Here is a 20,462-nt window from a genome sequence, read left to right on the forward strand (position 1 = left end):
CCCAGCGACACACACATCACACATGCTCGTCCCAGCCGCGAGTGGTACGCGAGTCGTACTCCTTCGTGGCTGACCCCCGGTCGGAGGCCGGGGCCCGCTCGGGCAGCGACCGATCCCGGTCGCCGGCGCGCACCGCGTCGGAAAGACGGGACGGCCGGTAGCGGGGTGGGACGGGTCCACACCTCCGCCACACATCACGAGGAGTACGCCCGCACATGGCACGTCTAGTCGGCGTGGATCTCCCCCGCGAAAAGCGGTTGGAGATCGCGCTCACCTACATCTTCGGGGTCGGTCGCACCCGCGCCCTGGAGACACTCGCCGCCACCGGCATCTCGCCGGACAAGCGCGCTCGGGACCTCACGGACGAGGAGCTCGTGCAGCTCCGCGACCACATCGAGGGCAACTACAAGGTTGAAGGCGACCTGCGCCGCGAGGTCGCCGCTGACATCCGCCGCAAGGTTGAGATCGGCTGCTACGCCGGCATCCGGCACCGCCGGGGCCTGCCCGTGCGTGGCCAGCGGACCAAGACCAACGCACGGACCCGCAAGGGCCCGAAGCGGACCGTCGCCGGCAAGAAGAAGCCCGGCAAGAAGTAGATTTTGACCGGAATTCGGGTCGTTGTCGGGTCCAGGAAGACCGGACCGTCCGGCCCGATCCGGAAAGTCAACTAGGAGCGCACAGACTTATGCCACCGAAGGCTCGTGCCGGAGCCGCTGTAAAGAAGGTCCGGCGCAAGGAACGCAAGAACGTCGCCCACGGGCAGGCGCACATCAAGAGCACGTTCAACAACACCATCGTGTCCATCACGGACCCGACCGGTGCGGTCATCTCCTGGGCCTCCGCTGGCCAGGTGGGCTTCAAGGGCTCCCGCAAGTCGACTCCGTTCGCCGCGCAGCTGGCCGCCGAGGCTGCCGCGCGTCGCGCCATGGAGCACGGCATGCGCAAGGTCGACGTGTTCGTCAAGGGCCCCGGCTCCGGCCGGGAGACCGCCATCCGTTCGCTGCAGGCCGTGGGCCTCGAGGTCGGCCAGATCGCCGACGTCACCCCGCAGCCGCACAACGGGTGCCGTCCGCCGAAGCGTCGCCGGGTCTGAGAGGTAGAGAGAGATGGCTCGTTACACCGGTGCAGACTGCCGCCGTTGCCGGCGGGAGAAGATGAAGCTGTTCCTCAAGGGCAGCAAGTGCGATGGTCCGAAGTGCCCGTTCGAGTCCCGGCCGTTCCCGCCCGGGCAGCACGGCCGCGGCCGCACCAAGGAGACGGAGTACCTGCTCCAGCTCCGTGAGAAGCAGAAGGCCCGTCGGGTTTACGGCGTGCTGGAGAAGCAGTTCCGCGGTTACTACGAGGAAGCCGTTGGCAAGCAGGCCAAGACCGGTGAGGTCCTCCTGCAGATCCTCGAGTCGCGGCTGGACAACGTCGTTTACCGGGCCGGCTACGCCCACTCGCGGGACATGGCCCGCCAGTTGGTCAAGCACGGTCACTTCACTGTGAACGGCAAGAAGGTCGACATCCCGTCGTACCGCGTCAAGGAGCACGACATCATCGAGGTTCGGGGCAAGAGCAAGGAACTCACCCCGTTCGTCGTCGCGCAGGCTCAGGCCGGCTCGAAGACGGTTCCGGCGTGGCTTGAGGCCATCCCGAGCCAGATGAAGGTGCTCGTGCACTCCCTCCCGGCCCGGCAGGTCATCGACACGCAGGTCCAGGAGCAGTTGATCGTGGAGCTCTACTCCAAGTAGTCCGAGCTCGTTCGGTGGCCCGCCCCTCGGGGCGGGCCACCGGAACAGTTTGTGTCGTGGGCGTCAAATAGCGGGCGTCCCGGAAGAGAAGAGAAAAGATGCTCATCAGCCAGCGACCCTCCCTCTCCGAGGAGTCGATCAACGAGACCCGGTCGCGGTTCGCCATCGAGCCGCTGGAGCCGGGCTTCGGCTACACCCTGGGCAACTCGCTGCGGCGTACGCTGCTGTCGTCGATCCCGGGCGCGGCCGTCACCTCGATCAAGATCGACGGTGTGCTGCACGAGTTCACCACGATCCCCGGTGTCAAGGAGGACGTGGTCGAGCTCGTCATGAACATCAAGGAGCTGTGCGTCAGCTCCGAGCACGACGAGCCGGTCAGCATGTACCTGCGCAAGCAGGGCCCGGGCGACGTGACCGCGGGCGACATCCAGCCGCCGGCCGGCGTCTCGGTGCACAACCCGGATCTCAAGCTCGCCACCCTCAACGGCAAGGGCCGGCTCGACATGGAGCTGACCGTCGAGCGGGGCCGGGGCTACGTGACGGCGGCACAGAACAAGCAGTCCGGCGCGGAGATCGGCCGGATCCCGGTCGACTCGATCTACTCGCCGGTGCTGAAGGTGACCTACCGCGTCGAGGCGACCCGTGTCGAGCAGCGCACCGACTTCGACCGGCTGATCATCGACGTCGAGACCAAGCCGTCGATGGGTCCGCGTACCGCGCTGGCCTCCGCCGGTTCGACGCTCGTGGAGCTGTTCGGGCTGGCCCGGGAGCTGGACGAGACCGCCGAGGGCATCGACATCGGGCCGTCCCCGCAGGACGCCCAGCTGGCGGCGGACCTCGCTCTGCCGATCGAGGAGCTGGACCTCACCGTCCGCTCCTACAACTGCCTCAAGCGCGAGGGCATCAACTCCGTTGGTGAGCTCATCGGGCGTACCGAGGCCGACCTCCTCGACATCCGCAACTTCGGTCAGAAGTCGATCGACGAGGTCAAGATGAAGCTCGCCGGGATGGGTCTCGGGCTGAAGGACTCGGCTCCGAACTTCGACCCGGCGCACGTCGTGGACACCTTCGGCGAGGCCGACTACGACACCGACGACTACCGCGAGACCGAGCAGCTCTAGTCCGCGCTGCCGCCACAACTGAGGAGCACCAAAATGCCCACGCCCACCAAGGGCCCCCGCCTCGGCGGCAGCCCCTCGCACGAGCGGCTGATGCTCGCCAACCTGGCGACCGCGCTGTTCCAGCACGGCAAGATCCAGACCACCGAGACGAAGGCCCGGCGGTTGCGTCCGTTGGCCGAGCAGCTCATCACCAAGGCCAAGCGCGGTGACCTCGCCTCGCGGCGGCGGGTGCTGGGTGTCGTCAAGGACAAGGACGTGGTCTACGCCCTGTTCGACCAGATCGCACCTCGGTACTCCAACCGCCCCGGCGGTTACACCCGGATCGTGAAGACCGGTCCGCGCAAGGGTGACAACGCGCCGATGGCCATCATCGAGCTGGTGGAGGAGCTTCAGGTCGCCGAGCCGAAGGTGAACAAGAAGACCGCCGCCCGCAAGGCCGCGCAGCAGGACAAGGTCGAGGCGCTCGCCCCGGCCGACGAGGCCCCGCAGTCGGCGCAGGCCGACCAGGACTCCGAGGCGCCGGTGTCGGCGTCCGGTGACACCGACGCCGCCCGCGAGGACAGCGACGAGGCCACCGAGAACAAGGCCTGATCAAGGGCAACGTCGGGCCCGGCACCCCCATCGGGGTGTCGGGCCCGACCCATGACAGGAGGTACGAGGTGGACGAGCGGATCCGGCTGCGGCTGGACGTCTCGTACGACGGCACCGGCTTCTCCGGCTGGGCACCCCAGCCGACCCGGCGCACCGTCGCGGGGGTGCTCGTCGAGACCCTGGACCTGATCCTCGGTGCCGGCGCGGTCACCGGGCTGACGGTCGCCGGTCGCACCGACGCGGGAGTGCACGCCACCGGGCAGGTCTGCCACCTGGACCTACCCGTCGACGTGTGGCGGGAACACGAGGGTCGGCTGCTGCGCCGCCTGGCCCGGCTGCTCCCCACCGACGTTCGTGTCCGCGCGATGACCGAGGTGCCTGCCGACTTCGACGCCCGGTTCTCGGCCACCTTCCGCCGCTACGAGTACCGGGTCACCGATGCGCCCTTCGGCGCGGAGCCACTGCGCCGGCACGAGGTGCTGGCCTGGCCCAAGCCGCTCGACCTGGCCGCACTGAACGCCGCCGCGACCGGCCTGGTGGGCGAGCACGACTTCGCCGCGTACTGCCGGCGCAAGGAGAACGCGACAACGTTGCGCGAGGTGACCCGGTTGGACTGGCGTCGCGACCCGGACGGCATCCTGGTCGCCACGGTGCAGGCCGACGCATTCTGCCAGGCGATGGTGCGCAGCCTGGTGGGGGCGATGCTGGTGGCCGGGGACGGCCGCCGCCCGGTCGAGTGGCCGGGCAGCCTGCTCACCCGGCAGGACCGCTCCAGCGAGGTGACAGTGGCTCCCGCGCGTGGGCTGACCCTGGTCGCCGTCGGCTACCCCGCCGATCCGACCGAGTACGCGCGCCGCGCCGACCTCACCCGTCGACTGCGGGTCCCGATCGAGGGTTGACCGCCTGCGGTGTGTGCCGGAGGCTCACTCGCCGGGCAGATCGCCGTCGCCGCTGGCGGAGGATTCCGGCGTCGGTTGGGCGGCGGTGCCACCCTCGGCCCGCTGTTGCAGGACGCCCCGGCTGAGGTGCAGCTCGATCATGTCGAACAGGATCTCGCGGACCGTGGCGTCGCCCGCCTTGATCGTCGCCCCGTCCTCGCGGACCACCAGCGCGTACGCCACGTAGTGACCACGCACCTGCCAGCCGACCCGTGCGGGCGCGCTGCTCAGCGCGTCGGTGCCGTCGCCGGCGGCGAGGCCACGGAAGCGGCCCTTCCGCTCGTCGAGCAGTGGGCGGATCCGGTCCCGGGCCCGTTCCGCGCTGACCTTGTCGGTCAGGTTGAACAACCCGGCGGTGACCAGATGGTCGCCCTTCGGCGTCCGTAGCGTGGCCCGGACGACCTGGTTGCAGCCGAGGAGGGCCAGCAGGTCGGCGACCTCGCCGGTGGCGGCGACGGCGCAACTGCCGCTGGACTGGGTCTTGAGCACCTGGTAGCTCGGCTGGCCGGCGGTGAGCGTCAGCTCCTTGCCGGGGAAGAGTTCCTTGGCGGTGAGCGGGGCCCGGTCGGATTCTCGGGAGTCGAGGGCCAGTCGTTCCGGCGCGGCGGACGTCGGCGCGGCGGTGGGCGGGGATGTGGGGCCGGCCGCAGGTTGCTCGTTGCGGTCGATCAGCGCGGCGGCGCCGAGGCCGCAGAGTGCGAGCAGCACCAGGACGGCCGCGCCGCCGACCAGCACCTGCCACAGCCGGCCACCGCCGCGTCGGGAGTTGGGCTCCATCGCCGTGGCCGAGGTGTAGACCTGGCTGCCCGACGCCGCGGGCGGAACGTCGGCACGGGTCGGCAACGGCTGCTCGGCACGGGTCGGCGGCGGAAACTCGGTACGGGTCGGCGGCGGCTGCGTCGACGGCAGGGAGAGCTGGTTCGGCCGGGGCAGCGACGGCGCGGGGAAGCGTGACGGAGAGGGCCCGGCCGGCGGGGGCGGACCGGCGCCGAACACCGACAGGTCGGACCCGGGCTCCGGGTACTCCTCGAAAGCGTCCTCATCGGACTCGTACCGATACACCATGTCGCCCAGAGTAGGAGCGATTATCCCTTTAGGGGGTAATATCGGGGAAATGTGCGCGTGGGCCGTGTCCCGGCCGCCCCGGGTCGGTGCGAGAATTGCCGGCGTGACCGGCGACCACTACTTCACCGCTCAACCCGCCAGCGACGCTCCGCCGCGCGAGGTCGAGTTCTCCGTCGCCGACCGCGACTACCGGCTCGTCTCCGCAGGCGGCGTGTTCTCAGCCAGTCGGCTCGACCCGGGCACCGCCGTGCTCCTGCGCAAGGCCGACCTGCCCGCCGCCGACACCGCCGGTGACCTGCTCGATCTCGGCTGTGGGTTCGGCCCGATCGCGTGCGTGCTGGCCGACCTGGCGCCGGCGAGCACCGTCTGGGCGGTCGACGTCAACGCCCGTGCCCGCGAGTTGACCGCCGCCAACGCGGCCGCTGTCGACGCGGCCGACCGGGTCCGGGTCCACGCGCCGGACGACGTGCCGGCCGACCTCCGGTTCGCCCAGATCTGGTCCAACCCACCCATTCGGATCGGCAAGGACGAACTGCACGAGCTGCTGCTGCGCTGGCTGCCCCGACTCGCACCGGACGGCGTCGGCTGGCTTGTCGTCGCCCGGCACCTCGGCGGCGACTCGCTGCAACGCTGGCTCACCGAGCAGGGCTGGCAGGTCGAGCGGTACGCCAGTCAGAAGGGCTTCCGGGTGCTGCGGGTCACCCGGTAATTGGATGTCCCTCCCGCCCGCACTGGGGCAGGATCCCGGCGTGGGATACGTGGACGTGGCAGCGGTCGGGCACATCCTGCCCGACGGTCGGGAACTCTTCGCCGACGTGTCGTTCCGGGTCGGTGAGGGCAGCAAGGTGGCCCTTGTCGGGCCGAACGGCGCGGGAAAGACGACGCTGCTGAGGATGGTCGCCGGCGACCTGCCGGTGCGCAGCGGTGCCATCGCGCGGGCCGGCGGTCTGGGCGTGATGCGGCAGTTCATCGGCATGATCGGCGACGAGTCGACGCTCGCCGACCTGGCGCTGTCGCTGGCCCCGCCGTCGCTGCGCGACGCCGGCCGCCGGCTCGCCGAGACCGAGGCGGCAATGCGCGCGACCGAGGCCCACGGCAAGTTCAGCAACGCCGCCGGCAAGGCCCAGTTGGCGTACGCCGACGCGCTCGGGGCCTGGGGCGAGGCCGGCGGGTACGACGCCGAGGTGCTCTTCGACACAGTGGCGACAATCGTGCTGGACCGAACCTGGGACGCGGTGCGGGACCGGCCGGTGCGCACCCTCTCCGGCGGCCAGCAGAAACGCTTCGCGTTGGAGTTGCTGCTGCGCGGCCCGGACGAGGTGCTGCTGCTCGACGAACCGGACAACTTCCTCGACGTGCCCGGCAAACGGTGGCTGGAGGCGCGACTGCGCGAGTCGACGAAGTCGGTGCTCTACGTCTCGCACGACCGTGAGCTGCTCGCCCAGAGCGCCGACCGGGTGGTGGCCGTCGAGGGCGGCAGCGCCTGGGTGCACCCCGGCGGCTTCGCGAGCTGGCACTCCGCGCGGGTGGCCCGGCACGCCCGCCTCGACGAACTGCGTCGGCGCTGGGACGAGGAGCACCAGAAGCTGCGCGAGCTGATGCTGATGTACAAGCAGAAGGCCGCGTACAACGACGGGTTGGCCTCGCGTTACCAGGCCGCGCAGACCCGGCTGCGTAAGTTCGAGGAGGCCGGGCCGCCGCCCGTACCCCCGAAGGACCAGGACATCCGGATGCGCCTGAGCGGCGGGCGGACCGGCAAACGCGCGGTCGTCTGCGAGCAGCTGGAACTCGACGGCCTGACCTTCCCCTTCGACCTGGAGATCTGGTACGGCGACCGGGTGGCGGTGCTCGGTGCCAACGGCACCGGCAAGTCACACTTCCTGCGGCTGCTGGCCCGGGGCGGCACCGACCCGGACCCGGCCAACGGGCCTGTCGACGGGGCGCTCGGGCTCGCTCCGGTGGCGCACGACGGCACGGTGCGACTCGGCGCCCGGGTCCGCCCCGGGCACTTCTCGCAGACCCACGACCGGCCGGAGCTGATGTCGAAGACGCTCGTCGAGATCCTCTGGCGGGGCGACGAGCACCGCACCGGGATGGACCGGCAGGCGGCGATGGGGGTGCTCAGTCGCTACGAGCTGGCCGCACAGGGCGACCAGCGCTTCGGCACGCTCTCCGGCGGGCAGCAGGCCCGGTTCCTGGTGCTGCTGCTGGAGTTGTCCGGCGCGACGCTGCTGCTGCTCGACGAGCCCACCGACAACCTCGACCTGGCCAGCGCGGAGGCCCTCGAAGCGGGCCTGAACGCGTTCGCGGGGACGGTGATCGCGGTCACCCACGACCGCTGGTTCACCCGCTCCTTCGACAGGTTCGTGCTGTTCCGCGGCGACAGCGAGGTGGTGGAGACCCCGGAACCGGTCTGGGACGTCGGCTGAGCAGTCCCCGGGCCCGCTGCGCCCGGCCGGCATAGGGTGGATCTCGTGACTGAGATGACCTATCGCCGGCTGGGCGACTCCGGGCTCGTGGTGTCCGTCGTCGGCATCGGCTGCAACAACTTCGGCCGTAAGCTCGACCTCGACGGCACCCGCGCGGTGGTGGACGCCGCGCTGGACGCCGGGATCACCCTCTTCGACACCGCCGACATCTACGGCGAACCGCAGGGCGGCTCCGAGGAACTGCTCGGGCAGGCGCTCAAGGGCCGCCGGGACGACGTTGTGGTGGCCACCAAGTTCGGCATGGACATGAACGGCCTCAACGGGCCGGACTACGGGGCCCGGGGCGCGCGACGCTACATCGCCCGCGCCGTCGAGGCGTCGCTGCGCCGGCTCGGCACCGACCACATCGACCTCTACCAGATGCACGAGCCCGACCCGGGCACCCCGGTCGACGAGACCCTCGCCGCCCTGGACGACCTGGTCCGCGACGGCAAGGTGCGCTACCTGGGCAACTCCAACTTCGCCGGCTGGCAGATCGCCGACGCGGACTGGGTGGCCTCGTCCAACGGCCGGTCCCGTTTCATCAGCGCGCAGAACCACTACAGCCTGCTGGAGCGCTCGGTGGAGACCGAGATCATCCCGGCGTGTGAGCGGTTCGGCCTCGGCATGCTGCCGTTCTTCCCACTCGCCAACGGGCTGCTCACCGGCAAGTACAAGCGCTCGGAGCAGCCGCCGGCCGGCAGCCGGCTCTCCGGCGGTGGCCGGTACGCCGAGCGGCTCGCCGCGGCCGACTGGGACACCATCGAGGCGATCGAGGCGTACGCGGCCGAGCGGGGTCTGACGATGCTCCAGGTGGCGATCGGTGGGCTGGCCGCCCAGCCGGCGGTGACCTCGGTGATCGCCGGTGCCACCACGCCCGAGCAGGTACGCGCCAATGCCGCCGCCGGCACCTGGGAGCCCAGCGACGAGGATCTGGCGGCACTGCGCGCCATCCTCTGAGCGAGCCGCGACGCACGCGGTGGCCTGATCCGTGCGTCACCTGGTGATCCACTCGCGTTTCGTGAAACCGGGGTGACCCGAGGCCCGGGACGCCCCCATTTTCGGGATACCGAGTCGATCACGGGCCGTGCGGCGGTCGCGGGGCTGTGCGCGGCGGTCACGGGCCGCGCGGCGGTCGGGGGCCCTCGCGGGACGGAGACGGGCCGGGTCGCTTGTGGCGGCCCGGCCCGTCTGGTGAAACGTGTCGGTCAGGTGGTGCGGCGGCGGCCGAACAGCATGGCCACCCCCATCGCCGCGGCGACCAGCACGAGCCCGGCCGCGGCGAACGGCCACCAGCCGGCACCCGCCCCGCTCCCGCCGGCGGCCGGCTTGTTGACAGCTACCGGCTTGGGCGGCGGGGGTGACTGCGCCGGGCGGGCCTGCACAGTGGTGGTGGCCTTGGCCGGCAGGGGAGCGGGGGAGTCCACTGTCACCTTCCACGCGCCGGCGGACAGCACCGGGCCGCTGGTGTAGAAGCCCTGCCCCTCGGGCTGCGGCTCCAACTGCACCGGCCCGACCTTCTGCCCGTCCGGGCCGGTGGCGGTCAGCACCAGGCGCACCACCCGGTCCAGTCGGCGGCCATCGGCGTAGGTGGCCTGGATGGTGACCCCCTGAGCCCCGTCGCCGGCCACCGTCAGCTTGAGTTTGTCGGCCCGGGCGGCCGCCGGGGCAGCGGAGAGCAGGGTCAGGGCCAGTCCGGCGAACACGGCGGCCAACACCTTGCGGATACCCGTCACGGACATCTCCTCGCTACGAATGGGGGAGGCCCCTCCCCGACGCCACGGCGTCGGGGAGGGGCCTCGTCGGATCAGAGCTGGCGACCGGGTGCGAGCCGGGTGACATCGCCACCGAGCCGCCCGGTGCCCTTGACCGATTCGCCGTCGTTCGCCTTGACGCCGGCCTTGCTGGCCGCGCCGCCGAGCCGAACGATCATCGCGTCGGTGTCCCGCACCAGGACATCCCGGACCTCCGCCTCAGCCACCACTGTGGCGTCGGCGGCGAGCGTGCGGAACGCGGTCAACTGCTTGATCGCCTTGTTGTCGTTGCCGGCAGCCTCGGCCTGACGGGCCGCGTCGAGCTTCGCCGTCAACTGCTTGTGCGCCTTGGCCGAGAGCCGACCCGTCGCCTTGAACCGGTCCAGCAGGTTCTGCATGTCCCGGAACGAGGTGGTGACGAAGAACCGGACAGTCGAGGTGGTCTCGTTGCCCGCCTTGTCGGTCGCGGTCACTGTCAGCTCGTGCAGGCCGAGCGGCAGCTCGTACATGGCCTGCAGAGTGCCGCTGGCGTACGCCTGGCCGTCCAGCTTGCCGACCACTGTCGCGATGCCCGAGGTCGGGTCGACGGCCTGCCAGGACACCCGGACGTCCTGGCTGTCTCCGTAGAGCTGGCCGTCGGCGATCCCGGACACCAGCAGCGTCGGCTTGGTGCCGTCGATGCGCAGCACCGCCGACTTGAGCGTCTCGACGTTGCCCGCCTTGTCGGTCGAGCGGAACAGCAGCTCGTGCTGCCCGTCGCCGGTCACCTCGACCGGCGTCGTGTACGGCGTCCACGTGCCACCGTCCAGCGACCACTCCACCGTCTTGACGCCGGAACCGGCGTCGGTCGAGGTCAGCACGACGGGGATCGTCCCGTTGTGCCAGCCGGCGTCGTTCGCCGGAGCGAACGTCGCCGTGGTCACCGGCGCGGTGGCGTCGATCTTGACCGAGACGGTCTTCGTCGACTCCACGTTGCCGGCCTTGTCGGTCGAGCGGTACCGCAGCTCGTGCTCGCCGTCGCCGCTCACCGCCACCGGAGCGGTGTACGCCGTCCAGGTGGTGGCACCGTCCAGCTGGTACTCCGTACCGGCGAGGCCGCTACCGCCGGCCTCGTCGGCAGCGGTGAGCGTGACGGTCACCGGCTCGGTGTACCACCCCTCGGTCGGGGTGCCGGAGACCGCCGCGGTGGTGACCGGCGCGGTCTCGTCGGCCACCTTCGTGCTCAGCCGGAAGTAGTCGAACGAGGCGGTCTTCGACGCCGTCTGGTTGGCGCCGAGGGTGAACAGCCCGACCTTCGGGGTGGCCCCGACCGCGCTGTTGGTAAGCGCCTCCAACGCGGTCCAGGTCGTGCCGTCCGCCGAGTACGACGCGGTGAAGGTGTCACCCGTGCGGGCCAGCCGCAGGTGCCACACCGCCGAGGTGAGGCTTGTCGCCTCCGGCTGCGGGCTCTGCACCACCCCGGCGATCTCGCTGCGGAACTCGATCCGCCGCGTCACCGCCTGGCCGGCCTGGTTGTCCGCGATGAAGTCCAACTTCAGGTAGTTGTCGTCATCCGCCTGCACGAGCAGACCGGCCTGCTGGTACTGCTCGTTCAGCAGGCTGCCGTCGACCTTCGTCTCCAGGGTCCAGTCGCCCGACGGCGCGGTCTGGAGGATGAAGTTCTTCGGCCCGGTGTTGTCGGTGCCGTAGATGTCACCGTTGGGCACGTCGATCCGCAACGCGCCGTCGTTCACCCGGTAACCGGCCGGGTCCTCCCGCGTGACGGCGTCCCACCGGCACTTGTCCAGCGAGCTGCCGGTGAACTCGTCCGACGGGTCGACCGGCCCGGCCGGAGCGTCCGGCGTGACCACGAACGAGTCGAAGGCAGCGTCGACAACAGGTGCCTCGGTGCCGCCGTTGAGGGCGAAGACCCCGATCCGCGGGTTGGTGATGCCGGCGAGCGCGGCCGAACGGCCGACCGGGGTGAAGGTCTGCCCGTCGCCCGAGGCGGACGCGGTCAGGTTCGTCCCGTCGCTGGTGATCCGCAGGTACACGGTGTCACCCGCCGGTGCGTTGGTGGCGTCGGCGGCCTCGTTGCGCGGCGTGGCCGCGGTCTCCCGGATGAACTCCACCCGACGGCTGCCGTTGTAGAGCAGGTCCACCTTGGCGTAGTTGTCGTCGTCGCCGTACACCAGCAGGCCGGCCTGCTGGTAGTTGGCCGTCACCGGGAGGGTGACCTTGGTGGTCATCTCCCAGGCGCCGGTCGGAGCCGCCTGGAGCACCAGGTTGGTGGCGTCGTTGCGAGCCCCGTAGAGGTCACCCACCCCGGTGGGCAGCCGCAGCGCGCCGCCACTGAGCGAGTAGAGCTGGTTCTCCCGGACCACGCTGGTCCACCGGCCCTTGTCCAGGGTGTTGCCGTTGAAGTCGTCCGAGCGCGCCCCGAGGCAGGACGTGTCCGGAGCGTCCACCCGCACCGGCACCGTGGCATAAGCCCTGGCGCCCTTGCTGTCGGTCACCGTGAGGGTGGCCGTGAAGGTGCCCGCGTTGGTGTACGTGTGGCTGGCGTCCAGGGTCGTCGCCGTGCCTCCGTCACCGAAGTCCCAGGCGTACGTCAGCGGGGTGTTGCCCTCGGCGTCGGTCGCCGTGCCGTCGAAGGCGACGGTGACCGGCGCGGTGCCGGTGGCCGGGGTGGCCGTGGCACTGACCGCCGGCGGCGCGTTCTCGGTGACACCGCGGCCGACGAAGTCCATCCAGTTGACGTTGAACAGCGAACCCGTTCCGCCGTTCGGATCGCGGGCCACGAAGAACAGCGAACCGCTCGCGGGCCCGGTGACCGGTGCGCTCACGTCCGTGTACGTCTGCCACGCGCCGGTCGTCGGCACGACGGCCGTGGCGACCACCGGTCCGTCGACGGCACCCGCGTGGACCTCGATCCGACCGCCAGCGGCGGCCGAGGCGGCCCGGAACCGGATCTCGGTGATGTTGGTCAGGTTCGCCGGAGCGACCGACCACCAGTCACCGTCCTCGATGAACGCGATGCTCTGGCCGCCACCGGCGGTGTCGGCCCCGGCCTCCCGCTGCACGCCGGCGTCTCCGCCGCCGGTGCTCACCGGCGTCCGCCCGGTGGCGGTGAAGTACTCGGCCTGCTTCTGCTTGGGCTGGAGGATCTCGATCTGCCGACCGGTGAGCGCACCGGCGCCGCCGGCACCACCCTCGTCGGTGTAGGTGGCCTCGAAGACCGCGAACACGTTCGCCTCGGCGCCGTGCCCGGAGGCGAGCGACGTCTGGACGGTGCCGGTGCAGCCGGTGTGCTGCTCCAGCGGGTGGGCGTGCTCGTCGTGGCCGAGCAGCACCTGGAGGTTCACCTTGGCGCAGTCGATCTGCCCGTCCTCGGGGTCGGTCACCTTGATCGTGTACTTGACCTGGTCACCCCAGTTGAAGAAGCCACCGTCCGGCGGGAACTCGATGGTGACCGTCGGTGCGGTGTTGCCCACGGTGATCGGCACGTTGGCCACCGCGGTACGGCCCTTCGGGTTGGTCACTGTGAGCTGGGCGGTGTAGTTGCCCGCCGTCGTGTAGGTGTGCGTCGGGTTCGCCTCGGTGGAGGTCTGCCCGTCGCCGAAGGTCCAGGCGTAGGTGAGCGTGCCACCGTCCGGGTCCCGGGAGCCGGCGCTGGAGAACGTGACTGTCAACGGCGCCGGACCCCAGCTGGGGTTGGCGGACGCCGCCGCGATCGGCGCGCGGTCACCGGCGGTGTAGTCGATCCGGTAGATGCCGGAGTTGTCGTTGTTGCCGCCGAAGCCGCTGCCCCACTCGATCAGGTACAGCGCGCCGTCCGGGCCGAACTCGAAGTCCATCGGCCGGATCATGCTCATCCCGGTGAGCAGCTGGTTGATGTCCACAAGTGACTTGCCGTCGGCGGTCACCTGCATCGTGTACATCTTGTTCTGGTTCCACTCGCCGAGCAGCGCCTTGCCGTCGTAGTAGGCCGGCCACTTGCGGGTGGAGTTGAGGTTGGGGTCGTACCGGTAGGCCGGGCCGCCCATCGGCGCGCCGCCGCCACCGATCTCCGGGTACCGCGCGTCACCGGCGTAGCCGTAGTCGACGGTGGCCGGGACGACCGGGGGGAGGTTGGTCAGGCCGGTGTTGTTCGGCGAGTTGTTCACCGGCGCGGCGCAGTCGAACTTCGGGCCGCTCGGGCCGGACGGGAACGTGTAGTCGTTGTACGCCTCGTTCGTGCCAGTGCAGTACGGCCAGCCGTAGTTGCCGGGGGTGACGATGTTCCACTCGACCAGACCGCGGGGGCCCCGGTCCGGGTTGTTCGAGTTGGCGTCCGGCCCGTAGTCCCCGACGTACAGCGTGTCGGTCTTCGGGTCGGTGCCGATCCGGAACGGGTTGCGGAAGCCCATCGCGTAGATCTCGGGACGGGTCTTCTCGGTGCCCGGCGCGAAGAGGTTGCCCGTCGGAACGGTGTACGTCCCGTCGTCCTCCGGGTGGATCCGGATCACCTTGCCGCGCAGGTCGTTGGTGTTCGCCGAGGTGCGCTGCGAGTCGTAGTCCTGACGGCCCGGGCGCTCGTCGAGCGGCGCGTACGCGTTGGACTCGAACGGGTTGGTGTTGTCACCGGTGGCCAGGTAGAGGTTGCCGGCGCTGTCGAACGTCATGCTGCCGCCCGCGTGGCAGCAGGTGTTGCGCTGCGTGTCGACCCGCAGCACCTGCTTCTCGCTCGCCGGGTCGATGGTGTCGCCGGTCACGGTGAACCGGGACAGCAGGTTGCGCGTGACGTTGTCGTTCGGGGCGTAGTAGAGATACACCCACTTGTTGGTGGCGAAGTCCGGGTCGAGCCGGATGCCGATCAGACCGTCCTCGTTGCCGGTGAAGACGTCCAGGTCGACGGCGGTGACGGTGTTGCCGGTGTCCGGCTTGATGATCTGCACCCGGCCGTCGCGCTCGATGTAGAAGACCCGCCCGTCGGGGGCGATGTCCAGCTCCATCGGGTTGCTGGTGTTGCTGTCCAGGGAGACCTTCTCGAAGTTCGAGGTCTTCGTGGCACCGCAGTCGGCGTCCGCGACACCGGCCGCGGTCCGGATGCCGCCGAGCAGGTGGGACAGGAACTCGGGCTCGGCGAACGACTCCCGGGTGTGCCCGCCGCCGGTGTACCAGGAACGACCGCCGTCGAAGTCCTGACACCAGGAGGTCGGGTGGTCGGCGCCCATCGCGCCCGCCCCCGGGGTGTAGCTCTTCTCGTCCAGGCTGGCCAGCACGTGCACGTCCGGCCGCGGGTTGGTCTGGAAGTTGTACCACTCGTCGAACCGGGACCAGCGGTCCGGCAGCTCGGCCGTGGACGGGTGGGCGTGGTCCTCCACCTTGACCGTGGCCTGCTGGTTCTGCGGGTGGTTGGCGAAGTACGCGCCGACCAGGTCGCCGTACCAGGCCCAGCTGTACTCGGTGTCCGACGCGGCGTGGATGCCGACGTAACCGCCGCCGGCCTTCACGTAGCGCTCGAACGCCGCCTGCTGCTCGGCGTTGAGGACGTCACCGGTGGTGGAGAGCCAGATCACGGCCTTGTACTTCGCCAGGTTGGCGTCGCTGAACGCGGCACCGTCCTCGGAGGCGTCCACTGTGAATCCGTTCGCGGCGCCGAGCTGCTGGATGGCGGCGACACCGGTGGGGATGGAGTCGTGCCGGAAGCCGGCCGTCTTGGAGAAGACCAGGACCGAGAAGGGATCGTCGGCGGCCTTCCTGGGCGCCTTCGGCGCCACCTGGGTGACCGGGGTTCCGGCCGCTGCCTCCCGTGGAGGGACCTGTGCGGCGGCCTGTGCGGAGGTGCCGAACAGGGTCGTCGAGGCGAGGGCGAGGGAGATGAGGGTTGCGGTGATTGGTACGCGGGCACGACGAGAACGGGACACGCCGCCTCCTGTGTCGTAGTGACGGAGATCGCGGGAGTCGGCTCGCCGAAGGCCGTCCCTGATGGAGCCGGTGGTCACACCCTGCGAGGGTGCCCCCACCGACATTTTGTCGAATCGCTGAACAAATTAATTCGACTGGTTCAATGTCCGGCAAGATGCCGGCGGGTAACGGTTCTGCAACGGCAGGCGACATTCCGAACAGGACCGCATGAACCGCCCCACAGATCTAGCTCGATTCGGTGCGTTCCGGCCCACCGGCCGCCGCCGAGCCCCGCCTTGGCAGACCGGCGGATCTGTCGTACGGTGACACGCAAGTAACCCACGGGAGCCCGGTGTACCGGGCTGAGAGGGGGGCTGACAGCCCCCGACCGTCGAACCTGATCCGGGTAATGCCGGCGCAGGGAGGAGAGTTGCCGTGCCGTCCCTGGGGCGACTGCATCTGATCACCGACACCCGACCCGGTCGGGACCCGCTCACCGTGGTCCGGGCCGCCCTCACTGTGGCCCGCGCCGACCTGGTCGTGCAGGTCCGGGTCGAGGACTCCGCCACCGACCGCGAGGCGTACGACCTGGCCCGGCGGGTGCTGGCGCTCTGCCTGCCGTACGAGGCGACCTGCCTGGTCAACGACCGACTGCACGTGGCCTTGGCGGTGGGTGCCGCAGGCGGCCACGTCGGAGCTGACGACCTGCCGGTCACCGCCGCCCGTCGGGTGCTGGGCCCCGACGGCGTGCTGGGGGCCACCGCCCGCGCGCCGGAAACGGCGACCGCGGCAGTCGCGGCGGGGGCCAGCTACCTGGGCGTCGGCCCGTGCCACCCCACCAGCACCAAGTCCGGCCTGCCGGACCCGATCGGGCCCGCCGGGGTACGCGCCGTCACCGACGCCGTCGACGTGCCGGTCATCGCGATCGGTGGCGTGACCGCCGCCCACGTCCGGGAGCTGCGGGCCGCCGGGGCGTACGGGGTGGCGGTGGTCGGCGCACTGTCCGCCGCCGCCGATCCGGCGCAGGCTACCGCCACGCTGATCGAGGCCCTGACGTGCTGACCGGCCGGTCCGAGTCGGCGTCCTCCGACGACCGGGCCCGGCCGGACGTTGCGGTGATCGGGGCCGGGCCGATCGGGTTGGCGATCGCCTGGCGCTGCGCCGCGCGGGGGCTGCGGGTGGTGGCGCACGATCCGGCACCCGGCTCGGGGGCGTCGGCGGTGGCCGCCGGCATGCTCGCCCCGGTCGCCGAGGCGTACTTCGGTGAGCGGCAGCTGACCGAGTTGCTGCTGGCGTCCGCCGCCCGCTGGCCCGGGTTCGCCGCCGAGCTTGCCGAAGCGACGGGCACCGACATCGGCTACCGGACCGAGGGCACCCTGCTTGTCGGGTTGACCCGCGACGACCTGGCCGAGGCACGCCGGCTGTGGGCGTACCAACAGGGGTTGGGTCTGCCGGTGACCCCCCTGCGCCCCAGCGAGCTGCGCGACCTCGAACCAGCGCTCGCCCCCCGCGTGCGCGGCGGCGCGCTCGCGCCCACCGACCACCAGGTCGACCCCCGGCTGCTGGTGCCGGCGCTGCGCACGGCCGCGCTGCGGGCCGGCGCGGTGCTGGTGCCGCGGCAGGTCACGCGGCTGTCCGAAGTGGACGCGCGAGTCACAGTGGTCGCCGCCGGCTGCGGGGCCGCCGCACTCACCGGGCTGCCCGTGCGGCCGGTGAAGGGCCAGATCCTCCGGCTACGCGCGCCCGACGGCGTCGCGCCGGGCTTCCGGCACGTGATCCGGGGGTACGCCGACGGCGAACCCGTCTACCTGGTGCCCCGCCCCAACGGCGAGGTCGTGCTCGGCGCGACAGTCGAGGAACGATCCGACACCACAGTCACCGCCGGTGCCGTGCAGCGCCTGCTCCGCGCCGGAGTCGACCTGCTGCCCGAGCTGGCCGAGTACGACCTGGTCGAGGCGGTCGCCGGGCTGCGTCCGGGCACCCCGGACAACGCACCGATCCTCGGGCCGCTGCCGGGCCGACCGGACGTCCTGGTCGCCACCGGCCACCACCGGCACGGCATCGTGCTCACCCCGGTCACCGCGGACCTGATCGCCGACCTGGTGTGCACCGGCGAGCCCGATCCGCTGCTCGCGCCCTTCCGGCCGGACCGGTTCGTCGGCGTGGCGGCCGACCGGTTCGTCGGGGTGGCGGCGGCGGACCGGTTCGTCGGGGCGGCGGCGGACGGCGAGCCCGAAACGACGATGAAGGGGGACCTGTGGAGTTGACGGTGAACGGGGCCGGGCGAAGCGTCCCGGGCGAGGTGTCGGTGGCCGACCTGGTCCGTGACGTCGCCCCGCAACCACGTGGGGTGGCGGTCGCGGTCAACGGCGAGGTGGTGCCGCGGGCGGGTTGGGCGACCACGGCGCTGCGCGACGGTGACCAGGTCGAGGTGCTCACCGCGGCGCAGGGCGGGTGAGCGGGATGTCGTTCGAGCTGGGTGGGGAGACGTTCACCTCGCGGCTGATCCTCGGCACCGGTGGTGCCGCGAACCTGCACGTGCTGGAGCAGGCGATCCGGGCCTCCGGCACCGAACTGGTCACCCTGGCCCTGCGCCGGGTGGACACCGCCCCGGGCACGGCCGGCGGGCTGCTGGACCTGCTGGACCGCTGCGGGGTACGCCTGCTGCCGAACACCGCCGGCTGTCACACCGCTGTCGAGGCGGTGAAGGTGGCCCGACTGGCCCGGGACGCGTTCGACACCGACTGGGTCAAGCTGGAGGTGATCGGCGACGAGCGGACGCTGCTGCCCGACGGGGTGGAGTTGCTCCGCGCCGCCGAGGAGTTGGTCGCCGACGGTTTCACGGTCCTGCCGTACACGAGCGACGACCCGGTGCTCGCCCGCCGACTCGCCGACGTGGGCTGTGCCGCGGTGATGCCGGCCGGCTCGCCGATCGGCTCGGGGCTGGGCATCGGCAACCCGCACCACATCCGGCTCATCCGCCAGGGTGTCGACGTGCCGGTGATCCTCGACGCCGGCATCGGCACCGCCTCCGACGCGGCCCTGGCGATGGAGCTGGGCTGCGACGGGGTGCTCCTGGCCAGCGCGGTGACCCGGGCCGCGGACCCGGTGGCGATGGCCACCGCGATGCGCTACGCGGTCGAGGCCGGGCATCTCGCGGCCGGCGCCGGCCGGATCGCCCGCCGCTTCCACGCGCTGGCGTCCACCCCCGACGAGGGAAGACCCAACCTGTGACCGGCCCACCACCGCCCCCCGCACCACCACCGCTGCCCGCACCACCACCGCTGCCGGCAGCGCCGCCCCCGGTAGATCTTGGAAGGAAAACGCCCCTGGAGGGGCACATTCCTTCCAAGATCTCGTGGGGGAGGGTGCCGTCGGGGGTTGTTGTTCTGACCGATCGGTTTGTTGCTCTTGGTGGACTTGAGCGGGTTGTCGCGGGAGCGGTGGCCGGGGGAGTGCGCTGGGTGGTGCTGCGGGAGAAGGACCTGCCCCGCGCCGAGCGCGCCGCCCTCGCCACGGACCTGCGCGCGATCCTCGCCGACGTCGGCGGAACCCTCGTCGTGGCCGGTCCCGACCCACTGGGCGGCGACGCCGTGCACCTGCCCGCCGCCGGCCCGTACCCGCCGCCGACCCACCGCCTGGTCGGCCGCTCCTGCCACGACGAGAACGAGCTGAACCGCCTGACCACCGAGCACTACGCCACCATCTCCCCGGTCTACCCCACCAGGACAAAACCGGGTTACGGCCCACCCCTGGCAACCGAAGGGCTGCGCGAGCTGATCAGGATCAGCCACGTACCGGTACTGGCCCTGGGCGGTGTCGAAACCCCGGACCAGGTAACCGCCTGCATCAAGGCAGGAGCCGCAGGAGTGGCGGTGCTGGGCGCGATCATGCGAGCACAAGACCCCGCCGAAACAGCCACCGCCCTGACCAGCGCTTATGTCCAGGCGGTCACCCCGGTGCTGACCCAAACCCGGCACGGAGCCACCAGGTCTCCACGCACGGGGCTGCGGCCGACAGTGCCCACGCAGGGATCAAGCCTGACCGCCCGGAGTGGGCACTGTCGGCCGCAGCCCTCAACCGCAACCACAAACGGCCCACCCCAAACCGCAACCAAGGAGGAGAAGTGACCCCGAGCACCATCCTCACCATCGCCGGCTCCGACTCCGGCGGCGGCGCGGGCATCCAGGCCGATCTCAAGGTCTTCGCGGCGCTCGGCGCGTACGGCACGAGCGTCCTCACCGCGGTCACCGCGCAGAACACCCGGGGCGTCGACGCCGTGCTGCCGATGCCGCCGCGGACGGTGACCGAGCAGCTGGACAGCGTACTCGTGGATTTCACAGTGCGCGCGGTCAAGACGGGGATGCTCGGCACCCCGGCTGTCGCGGACGTGGTCGCCGAGGCCGCCCGGGACGGCCGGCTGCCGCAGCTCGTCGTCGATCCGGTGCTTGTCGCCACGAGTGGACACCGCCTCGGCGTGGTCGGTGCGGTGGAGCGGCTGCTGCCGTACGCCAGGGTGGCGACGCCGAACTGCGCGGAGGCCGCGGCGATCACCGGACGCGGAGTGGACGACGTGTCCGCGATGGTCGTGGCCGCCGAGGCCCTCGCGGCCGGCGGCCCGGAGTACGTCGTGGTCACCGGCGGTGACCTGGGCGGCGGCGAGGCGGTCGACGTGCTGCACGGCGGCGGCGTCACCACCCTGCTGCGCGCCCACCGGGTGGACACCCGGCACACCCACGGCACCGGGTGTTCGTTCTCGGCGGCGATCGCCGTGCGGCTCGCGCTTGGCGATCCGGTGCCGGACGCGGTGGGGGCCGCGAAGGAGTACGTGCTCCGTGCGCTGACCGGCGCACGGAGTTGGGAGCTGGGCGCGGGACGTGGACCGCTGGATCACTTCGGCTGGTCCGCCTGATCACCAAGGGAG

Annotated in this window: 18 protein-coding genes and 1 riboswitch; of the genes, 15 read left to right on the plus strand and 3 right to left on the minus strand. The window is 71.2% G+C overall.

Annotated features, from left to right (window positions below; translation table 11 throughout):
- Window positions 1–215: 215 nt before the first annotated feature.
- The 6 genes from rpsM (at window position 216) to truA (ending at window position 4,344) form a co-directional block, all read left to right on the plus strand.
- A complete protein-coding gene (gene rpsM, locus AB0A95_RS22935; protein WP_030329917.1) occupies window positions 216–596 on the plus strand; it encodes a 30S ribosomal protein S13 in 381 nt (126 codons plus the stop codon).
- Window positions 597–685: 89 nt separating this feature from the next.
- Window positions 686–1,093, plus strand: coding sequence for a 30S ribosomal protein S11 (rpsK, locus tag AB0A95_RS22940; protein WP_030329919.1), 408 nt, complete (start codon window positions 686–688; stop codon window positions 1,091–1,093).
- A gap of 13 nt (window positions 1,094–1,106) precedes the next feature.
- Window positions 1,107–1,733, plus strand: a complete 627-nt coding sequence (rpsD, locus tag AB0A95_RS22945) for a 30S ribosomal protein S4 (protein WP_007465229.1) — start codon at window positions 1,107–1,109, stop codon at window positions 1,731–1,733.
- 98 nt (window positions 1,734–1,831) lie between these two features.
- Window positions 1,832–2,854, plus strand: a complete 1,023-nt coding sequence (locus AB0A95_RS22950; protein WP_007465227.1) for a DNA-directed RNA polymerase subunit alpha — start codon at window positions 1,832–1,834, stop codon at window positions 2,852–2,854.
- Between the two features lie 33 nt (window positions 2,855–2,887).
- On the plus strand, window positions 2,888–3,445 hold the full coding sequence (gene rplQ / locus AB0A95_RS22955) for a 50S ribosomal protein L17 (protein ID WP_357557770.1): 558 nt from the start codon (window positions 2,888–2,890) through the stop codon (window positions 3,443–3,445).
- Window positions 3,446–3,513: 68 nt separating this feature from the next.
- Window positions 3,514–4,344, plus strand: a complete 831-nt coding sequence (gene truA / locus AB0A95_RS22960) for a tRNA pseudouridine(38-40) synthase TruA (protein ID WP_357557771.1) — start codon at window positions 3,514–3,516, stop codon at window positions 4,342–4,344.
- A gap of 24 nt (window positions 4,345–4,368) precedes the next feature.
- Here truA and AB0A95_RS22965 read toward each other — a convergent pair whose 3' ends face one another.
- Window positions 4,369–5,448 (minus strand): hypothetical protein, encoded by a 1,080-nt coding sequence (locus AB0A95_RS22965; protein WP_357557772.1) that lies wholly within the window; start codon window positions 5,446–5,448, stop codon window positions 4,369–4,371.
- A 103-nt stretch (window positions 5,449–5,551) separates the two neighbouring features.
- On the opposite strand from AB0A95_RS22965, the gene AB0A95_RS22970 reads away from it, so the two are divergent.
- From AB0A95_RS22970 to AB0A95_RS22980, 3 genes are read left to right on the plus strand one after another with little or no spacing between them, the layout of a single operon-like run.
- On the plus strand, window positions 5,552–6,157 hold the full coding sequence (locus AB0A95_RS22970) for a methyltransferase (protein ID WP_357557773.1): 606 nt from the start codon (window positions 5,552–5,554) through the stop codon (window positions 6,155–6,157).
- A 40-nt stretch (window positions 6,158–6,197) separates the two neighbouring features.
- A complete protein-coding gene (locus AB0A95_RS22975) occupies window positions 6,198–7,877 on the plus strand; it encodes an ATP-binding cassette domain-containing protein (protein ID WP_357557774.1) in 1,680 nt (559 codons plus the stop codon).
- Window positions 7,878–7,913: 36 nt separating this feature from the next.
- Window positions 7,914–8,876, plus strand: a complete 963-nt coding sequence (locus AB0A95_RS22980) for an aldo/keto reductase (protein WP_357557775.1) — start codon at window positions 7,914–7,916, stop codon at window positions 8,874–8,876.
- 248 nt (window positions 8,877–9,124) lie between these two features.
- Here AB0A95_RS22980 and AB0A95_RS22985 read toward each other — a convergent pair whose 3' ends face one another.
- Together AB0A95_RS22985 and AB0A95_RS22990 are read right to left on the minus strand one after the other, a co-directional pair.
- A complete protein-coding gene (locus AB0A95_RS22985) occupies window positions 9,125–9,652 on the minus strand; it encodes a hypothetical protein (RefSeq protein ID WP_357557776.1) in 528 nt (175 codons plus the stop codon).
- 71 nt (window positions 9,653–9,723) lie between these two features.
- Window positions 9,724–15,558, minus strand: a complete 5,835-nt coding sequence (locus AB0A95_RS22990; RefSeq protein ID WP_357557777.1) for a ThuA domain-containing protein — start codon at window positions 15,556–15,558, stop codon at window positions 9,724–9,726.
- Window positions 15,559–15,869: 311 nt separating this feature from the next.
- Window positions 15,870–15,979: riboswitch (TPP riboswitch) on the plus strand.
- Between AB0A95_RS22990 and thiE the strand changes: the two genes are divergently transcribed.
- The 6 genes from thiE to thiD all read left to right on the plus strand — a co-directional run bounded on the left by thiE (window position 15,974) and on the right by thiD (window position 20,450).
- Window positions 15,974–16,600 (plus strand): thiamine phosphate synthase, encoded by a 627-nt coding sequence (gene thiE / locus AB0A95_RS22995; RefSeq protein WP_357557778.1) that lies wholly within the window; start codon window positions 15,974–15,976, stop codon window positions 16,598–16,600. It overlaps the preceding riboswitch by 6 nt.
- A complete protein-coding gene (gene thiO / locus AB0A95_RS23000) occupies window positions 16,597–17,805 on the plus strand; it encodes a glycine oxidase ThiO (protein WP_357557823.1) in 1,209 nt (402 codons plus the stop codon). Before thiE ends, thiO begins: the two co-directional genes overlap by 4 nt.
- Entirely contained in the window at window positions 17,796–17,996 is a 201-nt protein-coding gene (gene thiS / locus AB0A95_RS23005) for a sulfur carrier protein ThiS (protein ID WP_357557779.1), read from the plus strand. The genes thiO and thiS overlap by 10 nt, the downstream gene beginning before the upstream one ends.
- Window positions 17,993–18,772 (plus strand): thiazole synthase, encoded by a 780-nt coding sequence (locus AB0A95_RS23010; protein WP_357557780.1) that lies wholly within the window; start codon window positions 17,993–17,995, stop codon window positions 18,770–18,772. The genes thiS and AB0A95_RS23010 overlap by 4 nt, the downstream gene beginning before the upstream one ends.
- Before the next feature lie 134 nt (window positions 18,773–18,906).
- Entirely contained in the window at window positions 18,907–19,668 is a 762-nt protein-coding gene (locus AB0A95_RS23015) for a thiamine phosphate synthase (RefSeq protein ID WP_357557781.1), read from the plus strand.
- Window positions 19,665–20,450: a bifunctional hydroxymethylpyrimidine kinase/phosphomethylpyrimidine kinase gene (thiD, locus tag AB0A95_RS23020; protein WP_357557782.1), complete on the plus strand. Its 786-nt coding sequence runs from the start codon at window positions 19,665–19,667 to the stop codon at window positions 20,448–20,450. The genes AB0A95_RS23015 and thiD overlap by 4 nt, the downstream gene beginning before the upstream one ends.
- The last annotated feature ends 12 nt before the right edge of the window (window positions 20,451–20,462 follow it).

The organism is Micromonospora sp. NPDC049230 (assembly GCF_040647875.1).
Taxonomy (GTDB): Bacteria; Actinomycetota; Actinomycetes; order Mycobacteriales; family Micromonosporaceae; genus Micromonospora.